The 14,991-nt window shown below is 59.1% G+C and carries 12 protein-coding genes and 1 pseudogene; 6 read left to right on the top strand and 7 right to left on the bottom strand.

What is annotated here, in order from left to right:
* Position 1: 1 nt before the first annotated feature.
* The 4 genes from C492_RS08445 to C492_RS08425 all read right to left on the bottom strand — a co-directional run bounded on the left by C492_RS08445 (position 2) and on the right by C492_RS08425 (position 5,128).
* Positions 2-1,447, bottom strand: a complete 1,446-nt coding sequence (locus C492_RS08445) for an aromatic ring-hydroxylating oxygenase subunit alpha (protein ID WP_152424853.1) — start codon at positions 1,445-1,447, stop codon at positions 2-4.
* 89 nt (positions 1,448-1,536) lie between these two features.
* Positions 1,537-2,964 carry an aldehyde dehydrogenase family protein gene (locus tag C492_RS22610; RefSeq protein WP_083898800.1) on the bottom strand — a complete coding sequence of 476 codons (1,428 nt, stop codon included), beginning with the start codon at positions 2,962-2,964 and terminating at the stop codon, positions 1,537-1,539.
* 156 nt (positions 2,965-3,120) lie between these two features.
* Entirely contained in the window at positions 3,121-4,215 is a 1,095-nt protein-coding gene (locus C492_RS08430; RefSeq protein ID WP_008422397.1) for an alcohol dehydrogenase catalytic domain-containing protein, read from the bottom strand.
* A 193-nt stretch (positions 4,216-4,408) separates the two neighbouring features.
* Positions 4,409-5,128: a metallophosphoesterase family protein gene (locus C492_RS08425; protein WP_008422395.1), complete on the bottom strand. Its 720-nt coding sequence runs from the start codon at positions 5,126-5,128 to the stop codon at positions 4,409-4,411.
* Between the two features lie 164 nt (positions 5,129-5,292).
* On the opposite strand from C492_RS08425, the gene C492_RS08420 reads away from it, so the two are divergent.
* The gene (locus tag C492_RS08420; RefSeq protein WP_008422394.1) at positions 5,293-6,060 is read left to right on the top strand and encodes an IclR family transcriptional regulator; all 768 of its coding nucleotides are present in this window, start codon (positions 5,293-5,295) and stop codon (positions 6,058-6,060) included.
* Positions 6,061-6,223: 163 nt separating this feature from the next.
* On the opposite strand, the pseudogene C492_RS25235 reads toward C492_RS08420, so the two are convergent.
* Positions 6,224-6,352, bottom strand: a pseudogene (locus C492_RS25235) (IS1595 family transposase); the annotation flags it as partial.
* 59 nt (positions 6,353-6,411) lie between these two features.
* Here C492_RS25235 and C492_RS25550 point away from each other — a divergent pair.
* Together C492_RS25550 and C492_RS25545 are read left to right on the top strand one after the other, a co-directional pair.
* Positions 6,412-6,972 carry an IS630 family transposase gene (locus C492_RS25550; protein ID WP_152424851.1) on the top strand — a complete coding sequence of 187 codons (561 nt, stop codon included), beginning with the start codon at positions 6,412-6,414 and terminating at the stop codon, positions 6,970-6,972.
* On the top strand, positions 6,872-7,528 hold the full coding sequence (locus tag C492_RS25545) for an IS630 family transposase (protein WP_152424850.1): 657 nt from the start codon (positions 6,872-6,874) through the stop codon (positions 7,526-7,528). Before C492_RS25550 ends, C492_RS25545 begins: the two co-directional genes overlap by 101 nt.
* A gap of 519 nt (positions 7,529-8,047) precedes the next feature.
* Here the strand turns inward: C492_RS25545 and C492_RS08410 are convergent.
* Positions 8,048-8,815 (bottom strand): IclR family transcriptional regulator, encoded by a 768-nt coding sequence (locus tag C492_RS08410; protein ID WP_049892885.1) that lies wholly within the window; start codon positions 8,813-8,815, stop codon positions 8,048-8,050.
* 278 nt (positions 8,816-9,093) lie between these two features.
* Between C492_RS08410 and C492_RS08405 the strand changes: the two genes are divergently transcribed.
* Together C492_RS08405 and C492_RS08400 are read left to right on the top strand one after the other, a co-directional pair.
* Positions 9,094-10,800 (top strand): hypothetical protein, encoded by a 1,707-nt coding sequence (locus C492_RS08405; RefSeq protein WP_008422391.1) that lies wholly within the window; start codon positions 9,094-9,096, stop codon positions 10,798-10,800.
* Positions 10,800-11,774 carry a hypothetical protein gene (locus C492_RS08400; protein WP_152424849.1) on the top strand — a complete coding sequence of 325 codons (975 nt, stop codon included), beginning with the start codon at positions 10,800-10,802 and terminating at the stop codon, positions 11,772-11,774. The genes C492_RS08405 and C492_RS08400 overlap by 1 nt, the downstream gene beginning before the upstream one ends.
* Positions 11,775-11,880: 106 nt before the next feature.
* On the opposite strand, the gene C492_RS08395 is transcribed toward C492_RS08400, so the two are convergent.
* Positions 11,881-13,017, bottom strand: coding sequence for a dipeptidase (locus C492_RS08395; protein WP_049892879.1), 1,137 nt, complete (start codon positions 13,015-13,017; stop codon positions 11,881-11,883).
* 224 nt (positions 13,018-13,241) lie between these two features.
* Between C492_RS08395 and C492_RS08390 the strand changes: the two genes are divergently transcribed.
* Complete coding sequence (locus C492_RS08390) at positions 13,242-14,864, top strand: BCCT family transporter (RefSeq protein WP_008422388.1); 1,623 nt, start codon at positions 13,242-13,244, stop codon at positions 14,862-14,864.
* Positions 14,865-14,991: the final 127 nt, after the last annotated feature.

Here is a 14,991-nt window from a genome sequence, read left to right as displayed (position 1 = left end):
GCTATTCACCATCCTCGGGCAGTTCGCATTCACTGGATCCCGCACATTCACTTCTCTCTGGCCGCCTGCTCGTCTCAAGCGGCGTCGAAAGATGGTCGAACCACTGATCGTGGAACTTCTGCATGCCGACCTCTTCTAGGTTGATGGCGTAGACGGTGCCCGGACCGGGCCACTGCTCGTCGTACGCCACCTCGCTCATCTGCTCCGTTCCCATCTGATAGTTCAGTTCCAGATTGTGCTGGCTCGCGAATGTCGAGTCGGCCACGTCGGTGATCCCGTTCCAGATCGAGACGTCATCCTGTTCGAAGTTGCCAGTCGGACCGAAGTTAGACATATACACCTTGTAGATCCGCTCTTTGGTTTCCTCGGACGCTCGCTTCGGCGCGAGCGCCCAACTCCAGATCTCCGTCTTGTTCGGCCCCAGCGGTCGCCACTTCCGGAGGCCGAGGAAGCCGGTAACGTCCTTGTTCGGGTCGTCAGTGATATCGCCGAAGTTGAGAAACGCCAGATTCGGAAACACGCTCCCGGTGAACGAGAGCGCCTCCTTCGCAGCAGTGTACTGCTCCGACGTTACGTTATCCGGATTGAATAGATCCACGATTTCGTCGGGGTAGGTCATGAACACGTCTTCGCCCTCAACCATCCGAGTACTGGTTGTGTGACCGTTGCAGTGGATGTGTCGGTCTTTGGTCTCTCCCGCACCGGCGACACCGACGGTATCGTCTCCGCCAAGCCCGAGTTGTTTGATGGAGTGGTGTGCGAACCCAGTGTGATAGCTATCGCCCGCGAAGTTGTCCGCGCCGGTTTTCCAGTTCGTTTCCGCGACCCAGCGGTGGGGTTCGCCGATCACCTCCATCCCGCCGTCGGGAAGTTTGAACTGGATGTCGAGGTACCACGTAAACTCTCCGAGATGCTCTTCGAGACTTTCCCCGGCGTCCGACAGGGACGCGAACACGAGCCCGGCATAGCTGTCCACTCGAGGGGCGCTGTGTAGCCCGTGTTCGGATTGATCGAGATTCTTGAACGCGACCTCTTTCTGCGGGACGCCGACAAGTTCACCGTCGTTCTTGTACGTCCACCCGTGGTACGGACATCGGAAGTGAGACGTATTCCCCTGTTCGGCGCGACACAGCTTCGTGCCGCGGTGGCGGCAGCTATCGAACAGCACCTGGATTTCGCCGTTCATGTCCCGAATGAAGATGAACGGATCGCCCGCGATGTAGCGCCGCGCATAGTCACCTTCCTCGGGAACTTCCGACTCGTGGCCGATGAAGATCCACTCTCGACTAAACAGCCGTTCTAACTCTAGCTCGTGGACTGTCTCGTCATTGAACGCCTTCAGCGGAAGTTTCCCGTCCTCGAGAGACGCCTCGATCTCCGAGAGGAGTGGGCTGTGCTCCGCGGAATTGTAATTCTCAGATGACACTTCCTCGGTTGGGGTTGACATGCATTCCAAGTTTAGCATAGGTCCATTTATTCGTTTCGGTCCTTTCGGTCTGCGGCTCAATCTCGGCTCCACTCCTCGCCCGTGATCCCTCAGCGAAGCGTCTTGTCGACCGCCATTCGGACGTTCTTTACCTTCGTGTAATGGCGCAAGGCCGCGGTCGCGTACTCCGATCCGGCCCCGCTCTGTTTGTACGCGGGGAACGGCGCCTGAGGGATCGGCGAGGCGTAGTTGTTCACCGTGACGGTTCCGGCTTCGATATGTCCTGCGATTCGATTCGCTCTCTCGAGATCAGTCGTCCACACGCCCGCGTACAGCCCGTACTCCGTGTCGTTTGCCCGTTCGACGACCTCCCGTTCGGATTCGAAGCGGTACGCGGTCAGGACGGGACCGAATATCTCCTCGCACGAGACCGCCGCATCGTCGGGTGCGTCTTCGATCAGCGTCGGCTCGTAGAAATTCCCATCCTCGAAGGGGATACACCCGCCCGTCGTTACCGTCGCTCCAGCCTCGAGTGCCGACTCGACATACGCGTCGACCTCGGACTGGGCCGAGGGCGAAATGAGCGCCGACACGTCCGTCTCGTTTGGATCTTTCGCGACCGTCATGCGCTCGATGCGATCGACCACGCGTTCGATAAACGCGTCGTAGATTTCGTCCGCGACGAACAGACGAGTCCCGGCGTAACAGCTCTGTCCGGCATTGTTGAAGAGTTTGACCGCGCCCTCGGCGGCAGCCTCTAGGTCAGCGTCGTCGAAGACGATGTTCGGACTCTTCCCCCCAAGTTCCAGATTGAGGGGGATCAACCGGTCGGATACCGTCTCTCGAATGTGAAAGCCGACTTCCTTCGATCCGGTGAAGGTGAGTTCGTTCACGTGCTTGTCCGTGACTAACGCTTCGCCCGCGATCGTCCCCTCTCCGGGGACCATATTGAGAACGCCGTCAGGAAGACCCGCATCGTGGGCAACCTTCCCGAGTTCCATAACCGCCATCGGAGCCAACTCCGCGGGCTTTGCGACGACTGTGTTTCCACACGCCAGCGCTGGAGCGATACTGCGAGATGCCAATAGGAGCGGTGAGTTCCACGGAATAATATGCCCAGTAACGCCGAGCGGTTCACGCTTTGTGAAATCGAACTCGCCGGTCGACAGCGGGACGGTCTCTCCTTTGATCTGGTGAGTTAGTCCTGCGTAGTACTCGAAGTACTCCGCTGCGAACTCGACGCTTCGTTTGGAATCAGTCACTGACCGACCGGTCTCTTCGGTATGACGTTGCGCGATGTGGTCCTGTTTGTTTCGCAGCCCCTCGGCGATGTCCATGAGGTACTGACTCCGAGTGGTTGGATCCACTTCTCGCCACGTTTCGAAGGCTTCACTGGCGGATTCGACTGCGGAAGCGACATCGGTCTCGTCAGCACGCGTAACATGGGATACTGGCTGATTCGATGCGGGGTCTTTTACGGTGGTCTGTTCAGCGGCCGATGGCGACTCTCCACCGACTAGTAGATCGTATTCTCTCATCAGCGTGTGATGGTTTGCACTCCCACGTTATAATTGTTCAGTCGATTTCGGGCGGCGACCAGATACTGCTCGTCCCTCGGTAGCTAACTGATATCGACCGCACGACTTCAGGAACAGGCTTTAGAACTTCACGGACTCAGTGAGTCGTCGAAACGTCTATTCGTATGTTACGACCCCACGGATACCGTTCCCGTTCTCTATCGCTTCAAACGCTTCGTCAAGTTGATCTAGCGAGTACGTTTGGCTGACCAGCTTCTCTAATGGGAGCCGACCCGACTGCGCGAGCGTCGCGAACCGGGGAATGTCGATCGAGGGCTGGGCCGACCCACCGACGTTACCGACGATCCGCTTTCCGTAGGTCAACTCCCCCGGGGCGATTTGCAGGGGATCGGCCGAACTTGTCGTCGTCGCGACGACCGTTCCGCCCGGTTGGACCGCTTCGACGGCCTGCTCGATTACGCCGGGGATACTCGTACACTCGAAAGCGTATTTCACTCCCCCGTCTGTAAGGCGGCTGATCTCCCGAACGGGATCAGTCTCGCTCGAGTTGATAGTGTGGGTCGCTCCCAGATCCGCCACCGTTGCGAGCGTTTCGTCCTCGATATCAACCGCGATGATCGGATTCGCACCGGCCAGCGACGCACCGAGAATCGCGCTCGAACCGACGCCACCGCAGCCGAATACTGCGGCGGGTTCTCCTATCGAAACGTCGGCTGTGTTCACCACCGCCCCGAGTCCGGTTATCGCGCCACACCCGAGTAGCGACGCCTCGGGGAACGGCAGCGATTCGGGTATTTTCACCGCCGTCTGCTCGGCGACGACACAGTGTGAAGCGAACGACGATTGCCCGTAGAAGTGGTTCACTTTCTCCTCGCCCCTCGAGAGTCGCCGTGTGCCGTCCAGAAGCGTCCCTCCTTTGACGGCCGACCGACGCGAACAGAGGTGGGGGTCGCCGCGCTCGCAGAACGCGCATTCCCGACAGAACGGGAGGACCCACAGGACAACGTGATCTCCCGGTTCGACCGACGTGACGTTTTCGCCGACCGCATCGACCACGCCAGCGCCTTCGTGTCCCAGAACAATGGGATACGGTGCGTCCGACGTGCCGACGTACCGATGGTGATCTGTGTGGCAAACGCCGGTTGCTTTGAGATCGACCCGGACTTCGTCAGCCTTCGGTTCGGCGAGCTCGATCGACTCGATCGACAGGTCTCGCGGCCCCTCGAGGACCGCTGCAGTTATTTCCGTCATGGGGTTTGTAACTACTCAGTCCGTCTTTTTCGCCTGTTGACTAAAATGGTTGGGTCCGTCCGGAAACACGCCCGACAGGCCGGTTCACACGTGAGGTGGTCGAAATACAGCACCCACCCGAGTTCTGGGCCCGAACTCGACTTCCGCGAACTACCCACCCTCACGGGACTCGACGCCCTGCCAGTCGAGACTGCTATTCCGTGACGATCTCACCCCGCTCTAGCCACGAACAGAGTTCGTCCGGGATCGACGTTTGGCGTATCGCGTCCGTGACCTCCTCGATGGGGTACGCGACGCGGTGAAGCTGAACCGAGTTCGAATCGAGATCGAGCACGGCGTACGCCGCTCGAGGGTCACCGTCTCGCGGTTGACCGACGCTTCCGGGGTTAGCGAGTATCTTCTCATCGAATCGCTCGGCGTGTTGAACGTGCGTGTGTCCGTGGGCGAGTATTCGTTCGCCAGCGAACAGATGCGGACCGTATTCGTCCGGATACAGCCTCCCGTCCTGTTCGCCCGGTTTCCCGTGGACCAATTTGACGATCCCTCCCCGGAGCGTGCGCTCTTCCGGTAGCGTGCTAATGTATCTGCGTTGCTCGTCGGTAAGCCGCCGAACGGTCCATTTACCGGCAGCACGAGCGATATCACTTGGTCGAACGGTCGTGTTAGAATCCTCGGTATCCGGTTCGGGTGCAGACCCGATCGCGTCGATGTCGCCGCCGATATTTCGATCGTGATTCCCCTGAATCGAACGGATACCGCGCTTTTCGAACGTCCGTAATACCTCCCCTGGGAAGGGGTTGTAACCGACGATATCGCCCAAGTGGTATATCTGATCGACAGCGGGCATGTCCGAAAGCACAGTCGTTAACGCGGGTTGGTTCCCGTGTACATCACTGATCAAACCGATCTTCATACGCAATCTTCTCTTTCGAAGTATTTGGCTCTTGTGAGTGTTCTGAGAGCGTATATCGACTCGAGTACCGTCCCGAAGTAGAGACAGGAAGCGAAGACGGATTCCGGGATTACCGGAACAATATCGTACGGGTGATTTAATACGCTCGCACCATAGAATTGGGTATGGAGGACACCAGAGGGGATTCGGGCCCGTTGAAGTCCGTTCGAAGACTTTTCGACGTAGTCGAAGCGATCGAAGCGTTACAGGAAGCGACGCTCACCGAGATCGCAGACGAAACGGGGATCGCCACGAGTACGTTATACGAGTACCTCAAGACGTTAGAGGGAGTACAATACATAATAAAAGAGGATAGAGAATATCGTCTCGGGTCGAAATTCGTGCGACTCGGAACGAGTTCGAAGCAGGTGATTCCCCTCACCGGTGTCGTAACGCCCTATTTGGAGCGATTAGCTGAGGACACTGGCGAGACAGTGTGGTTTCTCATCGAAGAATACGGGCTGGGCGTCTATCTGGAGCACGCTGCGGGGGATCAATCCATCAAAACAGCGCACTCTATCGGCGGGCAATCACACTTGCACTGTCACGCCGGCGGAAAAGCAATTCTCGCACATTTACCTGCAGACCGAGTAAATAAAATCATTAATACCCATGGACTTCCGGCGATGACGGAAAACACGATCACTTCCCGCTCGCGACTCCTCGAAGAACTCGAGCAGATTCGCGATCAGGGGTACGCACAAAACGATAGCGAGCAACTCGAGGGGACGAGAGCGGTGAGTTCACCCATCGTTATCGAAGGAGAGGTGTTCGGTGCGATCAGTATCGGCGGCCCGGAACACCGACTGCACGGAGAGTGGTTCGAGGAAGAACTGCCGAACCAGGTGCGAAGTGTTACGAACGAGATCAGACTCGACCGACTGTATTCGTGACGACGGTCTTATTCTATTGCTGATCTCGGCCATCTATTACACAAGTACAGTTGTAAACACAGGGCGAGTAACTGTGATCGAACCGGTGTCACTCGAGGGGTCATATGATCTCGGACTACCGCTGTAGTATCCACCAACGCTCTTGCGTAGGACATTGTTGTTTTCAGAGTGTCGCTTGAGCAGCGTGTTTGAGGGCGTCTCGTCCCGATTTTCGGTATAGCTCTCGCTAGAGTTGGAATGCTCTGAGATACTGTGTGAGCTTGTCCTTCGAGATGCCTCGGTGGGCGAGAGCCACGCGTCGCATGAGTGGTCTGCGAAAGCGTTGACCCCTTTGGAAGCATATCTTTCTCGATGAACAACCGTCAGCGTGGTTTGTTGGTGCGGCATCTGTCTGAGGAAGAACTCGATCAAGCAATTGAATCGGCTCAGGAGGCGGACGAGACCCGTCTCGTCCGGCGACTGTGTTTCATCAAGAACCTCTATCAGGGAGACACGCGTGAGCAAGCAGGTCGACGCGTCGGGATCTCTCGATCCACGACGCGTCGATGGGCACTGGCGTGGACTGATAGTGGCGTAAAGGGGCTCTGCCCACGCTTCGGCGGCGGCCAGCCGCCGAAGCTCACTCCCCAACAGTGGAACGAACTCTGTGATGTTCTCAAAGAGGGGCAACCATGGACTCCCAAGGAGATTCACGCGCTTATCCAAGATCGTTACAACGTCACGTACCATCCGGCCCACCTCAGCCGAAAACTTCGAAAAGTAGGCATGAACTACGCCAAACCGCGACCGATGGATCCACGACGACCCGACGATGCTGAAGAGATTCTCGCCGAGCGCCTGGTCAAGGCGCTCGGCGAGGACCCCGAGGAACGGGAAGAAGAAGAACTGGTCGTGTTCGGATTCTTTCGATGAAGCGTGGCCCCAACCGTTCGACAATTCTCAGCGAATGTGGTCGTTTGATCGGCCAGTGACGATCGAGAAGCCGCTGGTAACGTTTCCTCGGCGGTCGATCGGGTTCTACGCACTCACTGGCCAAAGCGTGATCACGTTCAAAGAACGGTTGGTCAAAGAGACGATCATTGAGGCACTCGAAGAGATCCGCGAGCAGAATCCGGTCGGACGGATTCTGCTCGTAGCCGACAACTACGGCTCTCATCACGCAAACCTCACCCAACAACGGGCCGACGAACTCGACATCGAGTTCGCCTTCATCCCGCCGTATTCATCGACGTTGAACGCCATCGAACCGCTGTGGAAAGACCTGAAACGCGAGATCTCGCCAGAGATCTTCGCGGACCGAGACCATTTCAGCGCGTTCCTCACCGAGACATTTCTCCGGTTGAGCCATCGGCTGAGTTTCGTTGGATCGAGACATTCCTTCCAGATGTTCAAAGGTTGCGCTGATCACTCGTGCGCGATGCCTCCGACGAGGTCTACGGGAAGAGAGAAGTCAGTCGGTGGCGTATAAGTGTTGGAGAGAGTTTAGGTAGCACAACCTCTCTCTACGCGGTTTCTGAAAATAAGCTCATCAAGACGCTGGCGTCTGTCGGTTTGGCTCCTTAACCGAACACGGATGCTCAACGACCTGCTTGTTCCTCAAATAACTAGACAGTGCCAGAAGAGTGGAACCAGCGGCTGCCGATATATGGGTGGGGACTATCACCGGGAGGGCTGAATTTCTCCGCATAGCGTGTGGACCTTTCGGGTGGCAATCGAACTTCCGTGGAACGCGTTTTTGACGGTTCGAAGGACTTCATTAGAGGCCGGCAGCCATCGCACGACCGACTGCTGTCACATCAATACCATTGTCGGTTGCCTTTCGACTGGCCCTCGACCGCAACCTTCTGAACGCGGAGCGTAACAAATCTTACACCTGTACAGCTGTAATCGTATCTGATCCGATACCACTATGCAGTTATCGAATAATCTAGTGTAGCGTCGCGTTTCACGGGGTGGCTCACCCGCCAAACGCGGCGACCGAACCGGGTTATCGGTATTCGAGCTCCAGTTCGATCGTATCCGCGGCTTCCAGTACCTTCTTTGGCAGCGTCTCAGTGAACCTGTCGCCGCTCATGCGGTGTTTGGGTCCCGCGACCCCGACCGCACCGCAGACGTCGTCCTCCCAGATGATGGGGCTGGCCACCGCCCGGACCTTTCGGATCGTCTCACCCCTGTTCACTGCATAGCCTCGTTCCCGGACTGTCTCGAGTTCCTCATAGAGTTCGTCCCGTTCGGTAATCGTGTTCTCCGTTCGTTCCGGGAGTCCGAACTCACCGATGATGTCCTCAACGGTCGACTCTGGGAGGTGCGCGAGCATCGCTTTGCCGGCCGCAATATCGTGCATCGACGTCCGCTTCCCGATCCGACCCCGCGTCCGGACGGCTTTCTCGCCGGTACTTTTCAGCAGATAGACCGCCTTGCCGTGCTCTTCGACCAACACCCACGCCACCTCACCGGTATCATTCGAGAGTTCGTCGATCACCGGCCGCCCGGCTTGCGTAAGCAGGAGTTCCTCTCGGGTGCGGATCCCGTGGTCGAGGTGTTTGAGGCTCATCCGATAGGTCGTCCCCTCCTTTACCACGTACTCGTGGTTCAGCAGCGTCGCCAGGTGGCTGTGGACGGTGCTCTCTGCTAGGTCTTGGCTCGCCGCGATCTCCGTCACTCCTGTCCCTCCCGTCTCCAGGAGATATTCGATGATTCCGAATATCGTGTCCGCGGTTTTCACGGACCGTTTCGGCGGTTTGTCCAGCCCCATACTCTGACTCAGTCGCCGAACCATCATATATGTTTGTAGAAGGCTCGCCGTAGGGTTCTGGAGCAATACCTCGATTCGGTATTTGCAGAGCTATCGACTTCGATACCAGTCCTGTGGACAGGGGAGACAGCGCTCGATACTCGAGTGGGTCTCGATGACGCTGTAGCGCGTTCGTTGCCTGTCGATTCGGTTCTGTACTGTTGCCTCTCCCAAGGGCCGGGGTGGGTTCACCGAATCGGAAGAAATTAGTTCGTTACCGAGTGTGTATCACATGAACGATGGTTACTGAACAGCGGGCCAAGCAGTTCGAACCCGAGCCGCTCCGTGAGCCGTCGAAGCTGATGCAGCCGGAGCGGTTGGGAGCGCTCAAGCAAACACGCCTGAGTTTCGCGCGGTTGCTGGTAGATAAGATGGTTCGCGAAGAGTGGCGGATCAAGATCGATCGTATCGATCTTGATCCCCAGGGGGTCGGACGAATCGTCTACCGGATTGAGACCCCCTCCAAGCGGTTTTCGTTCGGCGTGTTCTCCAGGCAGTCCTCCGAGGGCGAGAACACAGACCGAATCATCGCCGAGGAGTGGGACATGTGGGCGTTTCTATGTGAGGGGGAGGCGACGCCCGAGCTGATGGATGCACAGTACGAGGAGCTGCCGAAGGTCATGGAGGGGCGTGCGACGCCCGAGATACTGATCTGGACGCGAGCGAATCGGAGCTCCCGATTTTTCGACCACATCGTGGAGTCGTTGGCAGCCGGCCACCAGCCCGACATCAACTATCTCTCTACAGGAGGGTACCTGATGCGCTCCTCCGGCTACTACGGCAACGGCCTCAACGGCACAAAAGTGTTCAAAGCCATGGACGGTGACCACCCGTTGAAGCGGCCGTACATGGCTCAAATGCTCTCGGCGTACATGCTGCGGACCGTCGGCTACGACCTGATCGAACGGATGGCGACAGCGCGTAACCCGGACGCACCCGATCTGGATCGCGATATCAAGCGGTACCTGGGGACGGGGAACTCCTCTGGAGTCGGTATCGTCATGTACGTGGTCAACCATCCGAAGCAGCTCCACACCTGGCTTCGGGCCAGGGAGATCGCGCTGGCGCGGGCCAAGGCGATCGAACCGACGGCGGCGGATCGCGAGCGGTTCAAGGACATCCTGACCGACGCGACGCGGTGGTTCGCGGAAGACGAGAGTGAGACGAACCGGTTTTTCGCCTCGAAAGATACGATCGCCCGCGGCCTAACCCGAATCGACGAGCGACTCGCGGACGCCGACGGGACGTTCCGCTGGGCGGACCTCTGCGAGTGGGCCGAGGCGAACCTGGCGATGGAAACTCAGGAGGTGCTGCACTCGCTGCTGATCGATACGCATCCGCAGGTGAGTGAGGGTTTGGCATCGTCGTTGACAACCTCCGAGAAGACCGACGTTGTCCCCGAGATGCCGCTCTCGACGCTCCGCTCGATCATCGACTCGAGCTACGAGTGGGCGCTTGACATCGATCTCTACGAAGACGGCGCCCGGCATCACTTCTGGTACCGGTCGATCGAAAACGAGGAACCCCGCCTCGGGATCAGCGGCGAGAGCGGCTACGAGGACTACGCCCTTCCCGTCGACGTCGCCCTCCAAGTCCAGCAGCTCGAGGCTGATCTCCATCGATTCGCCGGTACGGATACCGTCGCGGAGTTTTTGTTTCATAACCCCGAGCATCGCTACATCGTCGAACGCATCCAGAGCGTCCACGGGCTCTCCTACGCAGAGATTCGCGCCAACCCACTGGACGTCGACTTCGTTCCGCTGCATTTCATCTCGTGTCTGAAGGCCATCTGGGGAATCCAGAAGGCCCACCCGAAGTCTAAAGGTTGGGTGAAAGGGACGTTCTTCCAGGGCGCGCCGCTGCCCACCGAGCTTGAGGACGGGGCCGATCCGGACTGGCTGTATCCCGAGAAACCGGACCGAGCCGACGAGTGGGGTGAGCAGTGATGCACGTCAGCGTTAGGGAGGTTCTTGACCTCGCTGATCGGTGTTTCGGCGCTGCTGGATTCCCTGAAGGGACTGCGCGGGCACACGCCGAATCAATCTGGTGGACGGAGGCGTACCGGGGAACGGGACTGACGACGCTACATACCCTCCTGGACGAGCTGCCAGAGCTGGATCCGACAGCGTTGTCGCTTGACGATCGGAGTGCGCGACTGTCGGTCGTCGAGGGGCGGGACCAGCCGGCGATCGTCGCGAGCGTCCCGGTGCTGGATCTGGCCTGTGCTCGCGCCGACCGGCAGGGCCTCGGGGTCGTCCACGCACACACGCGCGACCGAAACGACAGTGCCCCCGTACTCGGCCATCTCGCGTACAAGGCGGCCGAGCGAGAGTTCCTGGCGCTCGTGCTTTCTACCGACGGCGACGGCGCAACGACCGCGGTCGCGGGCACGCCCGAACAACCCTATCCGCTTCTCGCCGAGGTCGCACTGGAGGCACCCGCCGAGAGCGCGCGCAAGTTCGCTAGCATTGTCCGCACTGGACGCTACCACCAGCGGGACGCACCGCTGACGCAGGCGTTCTTTACGGCCGACGGGAGTGAACGGGACGGGGCCGCGGACGCTCGGCTATTCGACCGGTTGCTCCAGGGGGTTACGACCCCACGCCCGGACGCGACGGACGAGATCGAGCCGGGAGTGACCGTACTCTGTATCGATCCTGTTCACCCGCGCTACTCGCAGGGCGTTCGTCAGGTCGTCGAGCGGTTCATCCGCGAGCACGAGGGTGCCGCGAAACCGTCCATGACGGTGTTCGAGCCACAAGCAGTCCAGGACACCGTCGGAATGCTGATCTCCGAGGGGGTCGAGGTGGAGCACCGCGTTTGGCGTGATCTCTTCGAGTTTGGTACCGGTATCCTCGCGCCCTCGTTCGAGGGCTCCGAGAAGGGAGCTGGATTCGGCTTGAACTCCCTCGATCAGTAACCCCGTTCGGTCGATCTGACGAGTCGGTGGGTCGACGACAGCAGCTCATCAAAACAAAAGTTGGCTTGACGCCTGTCGATCACTGAGTAACCGTTCCGATTAGAGATTATCGTGCGCGTTCCCAGTACTCGAGGAAGTTTCCGCCGAGGATCCCCGCGGCCTCCGCCGGCTCGAACCGGTTCTCCAGTTCGCCGCGAATGACAGGCCAGTCGGTGTACGTCTCGAACATGCCGAGCCCGTCGGCGATCGTGCGCTGCTCGACGTTCTCCCGGTCGAAGCCAAGCCCGATGATGTGTTCCTTGTAATAGGCCAGCAGCTCGCTCGGGAACTGCGTATCGGCGGGGTAGAAGTCCGTCGCGATACCGACGCTGTCGGTTCCGAGAATCGACCGGGCGTGCTCGAGGTGCTCGAAAAACACGTCCAACGTGGGGTCGTCGACGCCAGGAGCGATGAACCAAGGCAGGCCGACGATCCCCATGTACCCGTCGGCTTCGGCCAGCGCCTCGATCTCCTCGTCAGACTTTCCTCGGTAGTGGTCGGCGACCGCCTGACAGCCGGCGTGGGTCACCGCCACGGGCGCGTCGGCGTACGCGATCGTATCGAGCGTCGTTTGCTTTCCACAATGGGAGACGTCGACGACCCCACCCAGTTCGGTGATCCGATCGACGACGTCCCTGCCGAACGTGGAGAGGCCACCCTCCGAATGGTCGTTACAGCCGGTGCCAACCCCGTTCTGGTAATTATAAGTGAGCTGGAATATCCGCACACCCTCGTTGTAGAGGACGTCGACCTCGTTGACCGAGCCCTCGATCGCCGCACCGACGTTCTGGGTGTTCAGGACAATCCCGACCTCGTCGCTGGCCGCTACACGACGCGCCTCCGCGGGAGCGGTTACCTTCCGCAGCCAGTCGGCCGCGTCGAATCGCGCCTGCCAGCGGGACAGATCCCGGCGCTGACCGTCGCGTTCGGAGACGCCGGTCTCGTGAACCCACGGCGTTACACTGAGCAGATCCACGCCTGCGTCGTCGTACCGGTCCTTTACTTCGGTCCGGAACCGTTGGCTCGTCTCGAACTGACGAACCTCGTAATCCCAGATCGTCTCCCAGCACTCGTCCTTGGAGTGGCCCGCGGCGACCATCTCCCTGATATGACGATTCAGTTCCTCACGGTCGCCGTACGCGGTGATGACTTGCTCCCACGGTGCCGACGCCGCGTAGTCGAAAACAGGCTGCTCATCGGCCATATACTCCAGCAGATAGCGAACCGTATTAGTTGTTGGCATTGTTCAACGAGGACAGCAGTGAGCGGGCCGAGAAGGCGCGATACCCCGAATACCGGCGATCGATCGTCCTCAGTGTCGGGCCATGTCCCATGTAGTATAGGGAGAATCGATGCTGTTGTGCGCTGATAGCCGATGATAGTAAATTATATACAGCTCGGGTGCTACTGTGATAGCAAGACACACATATGGTTGATGAGGATACGAGTGCGTTTAGAGTCTTCGTTGAAGAGATCGATCCCATTCCGTTCATCCTCGGGACATCGCTAACGCTCGCGTTTATCGCGCTCGCGGCGCTCCGGACGGAGTGGATCCAAACACAGGTCGACACGGCGTTCCAGGTGTTCGGCGAGGGACTCGCCTGGCTGTACCTCGGCTCGGTGTTTCTCATCACGATGGTCGGTATCTGGCTCATGTGCAGCAAGTACGGGAAGATCAAGCTGGGCGATGGCGATCCCGATTACAGCTACTTCTCGTACTTCGCGATGTTCTTTTCCGCGGGACTGTCGGCCGGCATCGTCTTTTTCGGGCCCGTTGAGGCACTGACCCACTACGCGGCGCCGTCGCCGCTGTTCGAGGGCGTCGAGGCCGAAACCGATGCGGCGATCGTGCCGGCGATCGCGTACGCCATCTTCCACTACGGTATTAGTGCGTGGGCGGGATACCTAGCGATCGGGATCCCTGTAGCCTACTACGTCTACCGAGAAGGCGCGCCCTTCCGTACCTCGACGGTACTGTACCCCATCGTCGGAAAGGACGGACTGGACGGCGTCGTTGGCAAGACGATCGACACCTTGGCCGTCGTCGCCACCCTTGGTGGGATCGCGACGGGGCTCGGATTTATCGCGACCCAGCTGTTGGCCGGCATCGAGTTCCAGACCGGTGCCACGTTTGGGAACGTCGAAACGCTGATCATCATCGTCGGAATCACGATCGTCTTCGTCGCCTCGTTGCTCGTGGGTGTCGATCGGGGAATTCGTCGGCTTTCGGATTTCAACCTGGGCATTATGGGCATCTTGCTCGTCGTCGCCCTGGTGCTTGGCCCGACCCTTGGCGTGCTCAATACCGGTGTGGCGGCAGTCGGCACCTATGTGAACAACTTCTTTTCGATGATGTTGTTCTCGGGCAGCGGCACCGAGGGGGGTACGGCATGGGCCTCCTTCTGGACCGTTTTTTACTGGTCATGGTGGCTTGCCTGGGCACCCTTCGTCGGCCTCTTCCTTGCGCGCATCTCGGAAGGGCGGACGATTCGGGAAGTGATCTTTACGGCATACGTCGCGATGACGTCCGTCTCGATCGTCTGGTTCTCCGTCGTCGGCGGGACCTCGGTCCTGCTCGAACACGGCGGGGCAGCGAACCTGCTCAGTCCGATCGGCGAGTACGGCGACGGCGTCGCTGGCTTTATTCTGTTCGGTGCCCTCCCGCTTGGCGAGATCTGGATAGGGCTGTTTTTCATCCTCGTGGTCACGTTCTTCGCGACGTCGGCCGATTCATCGACGCTAGCGGTCGCAATGTTGACCACCGGCGGGAAGGCCCGTCCGTCCCGAATCAACCGATTGTTCTGGGGAGTTCTGCAGGGGATTATCGCCTCGATCCTCGTCGTCCTCGGCGGTGCGGCCGCGCTTCGCTCGTCAGTGATCATCACCGGAGTCCCGTTCGCCGTCATCTGTCTGCTGTCGATCTTCGTGTTTATTTCCCATCTCGGCGACAGACACGGGAGCTCCCTCTTCCAAGAGGACGCGAACTGGGTTCGCCAGCCGAGTCGCTCCGAGGAGACGTCAGCGTCACAGGAACCGGCGGCCGACGATTAGCGACGCGTACCGATCCGTCCTCATTTCGCGTCTTTTTCGGGATTTCGCAATCTTTAGGGGGTTGTGTGGCAGATATGTTACCTGGCCTCAGCGTAAGCCGCGGGTTCGCCAAACGATAGCTTAGGTA

Source organism: Natronococcus jeotgali DSM 18795 (assembly GCF_000337695.1).
Taxonomy (GTDB): Archaea; Halobacteriota; Halobacteria; order Halobacteriales; family Natrialbaceae; genus Natronococcus; species Natronococcus jeotgali.
This window is presented reverse-complemented; position numbering and strand designations above follow the sequence as displayed.

Bases quoted from the DNA above. Each gene is read 5' to 3' on its own strand.
- C492_RS22610 (WP_083898800.1), bottom strand. From the start codon at position 2,964: ATGAGAGAATACGATCTACTAGTCGGTGGAGAGTCGCCATCGGCCGCT.
- C492_RS08390 (WP_008422388.1), top strand. From the start codon at position 13,242: ATGGTTGATGAGGATACGAGTGCGTTTAGAGTCTTCGTTGAAGAGATC.
- C492_RS08445 (WP_152424853.1), bottom strand. From the start codon at position 1,447: ATGTCAACCCCAACCGAGGAAGTGTCATCTGAGAATTACAATTCCGCG.
- C492_RS08420 (WP_008422394.1), top strand. From the start codon at position 5,293: ATGGAGGACACCAGAGGGGATTCGGGCCCGTTGAAGTCCGTTCGAAGA.
- C492_RS08425 (WP_008422395.1), bottom strand. From the start codon at position 5,128: ATGAAGATCGGTTTGATCAGTGATGTACACGGGAACCAACCCGCGTTA.
- C492_RS08400 (WP_152424849.1), top strand. From the start codon at position 10,800: ATGCACGTCAGCGTTAGGGAGGTTCTTGACCTCGCTGATCGGTGTTTC.
- C492_RS08410 (WP_049892885.1), bottom strand. From the start codon at position 8,815: ATGGGGCTGGACAAACCGCCGAAACGGTCCGTGAAAACCGCGGACACG.
- C492_RS08405 (WP_008422391.1), top strand. From the start codon at position 9,094: ATGGTTACTGAACAGCGGGCCAAGCAGTTCGAACCCGAGCCGCTCCGT.
- C492_RS25545 (WP_152424850.1), top strand. From the start codon at position 6,872: ATGCTGAAGAGATTCTCGCCGAGCGCCTGGTCAAGGCGCTCGGCGAGG.
- C492_RS25550 (WP_152424851.1), top strand. From the start codon at position 6,412: ATGAACAACCGTCAGCGTGGTTTGTTGGTGCGGCATCTGTCTGAGGAA.
- C492_RS08395 (WP_049892879.1), bottom strand. From the start codon at position 13,017: ATGGCCGATGAGCAGCCTGTTTTCGACTACGCGGCGTCGGCACCGTGG.
- C492_RS08430 (WP_008422397.1), bottom strand. From the start codon at position 4,215: ATGACGGAAATAACTGCAGCGGTCCTCGAGGGGCCGCGAGACCTGTCG.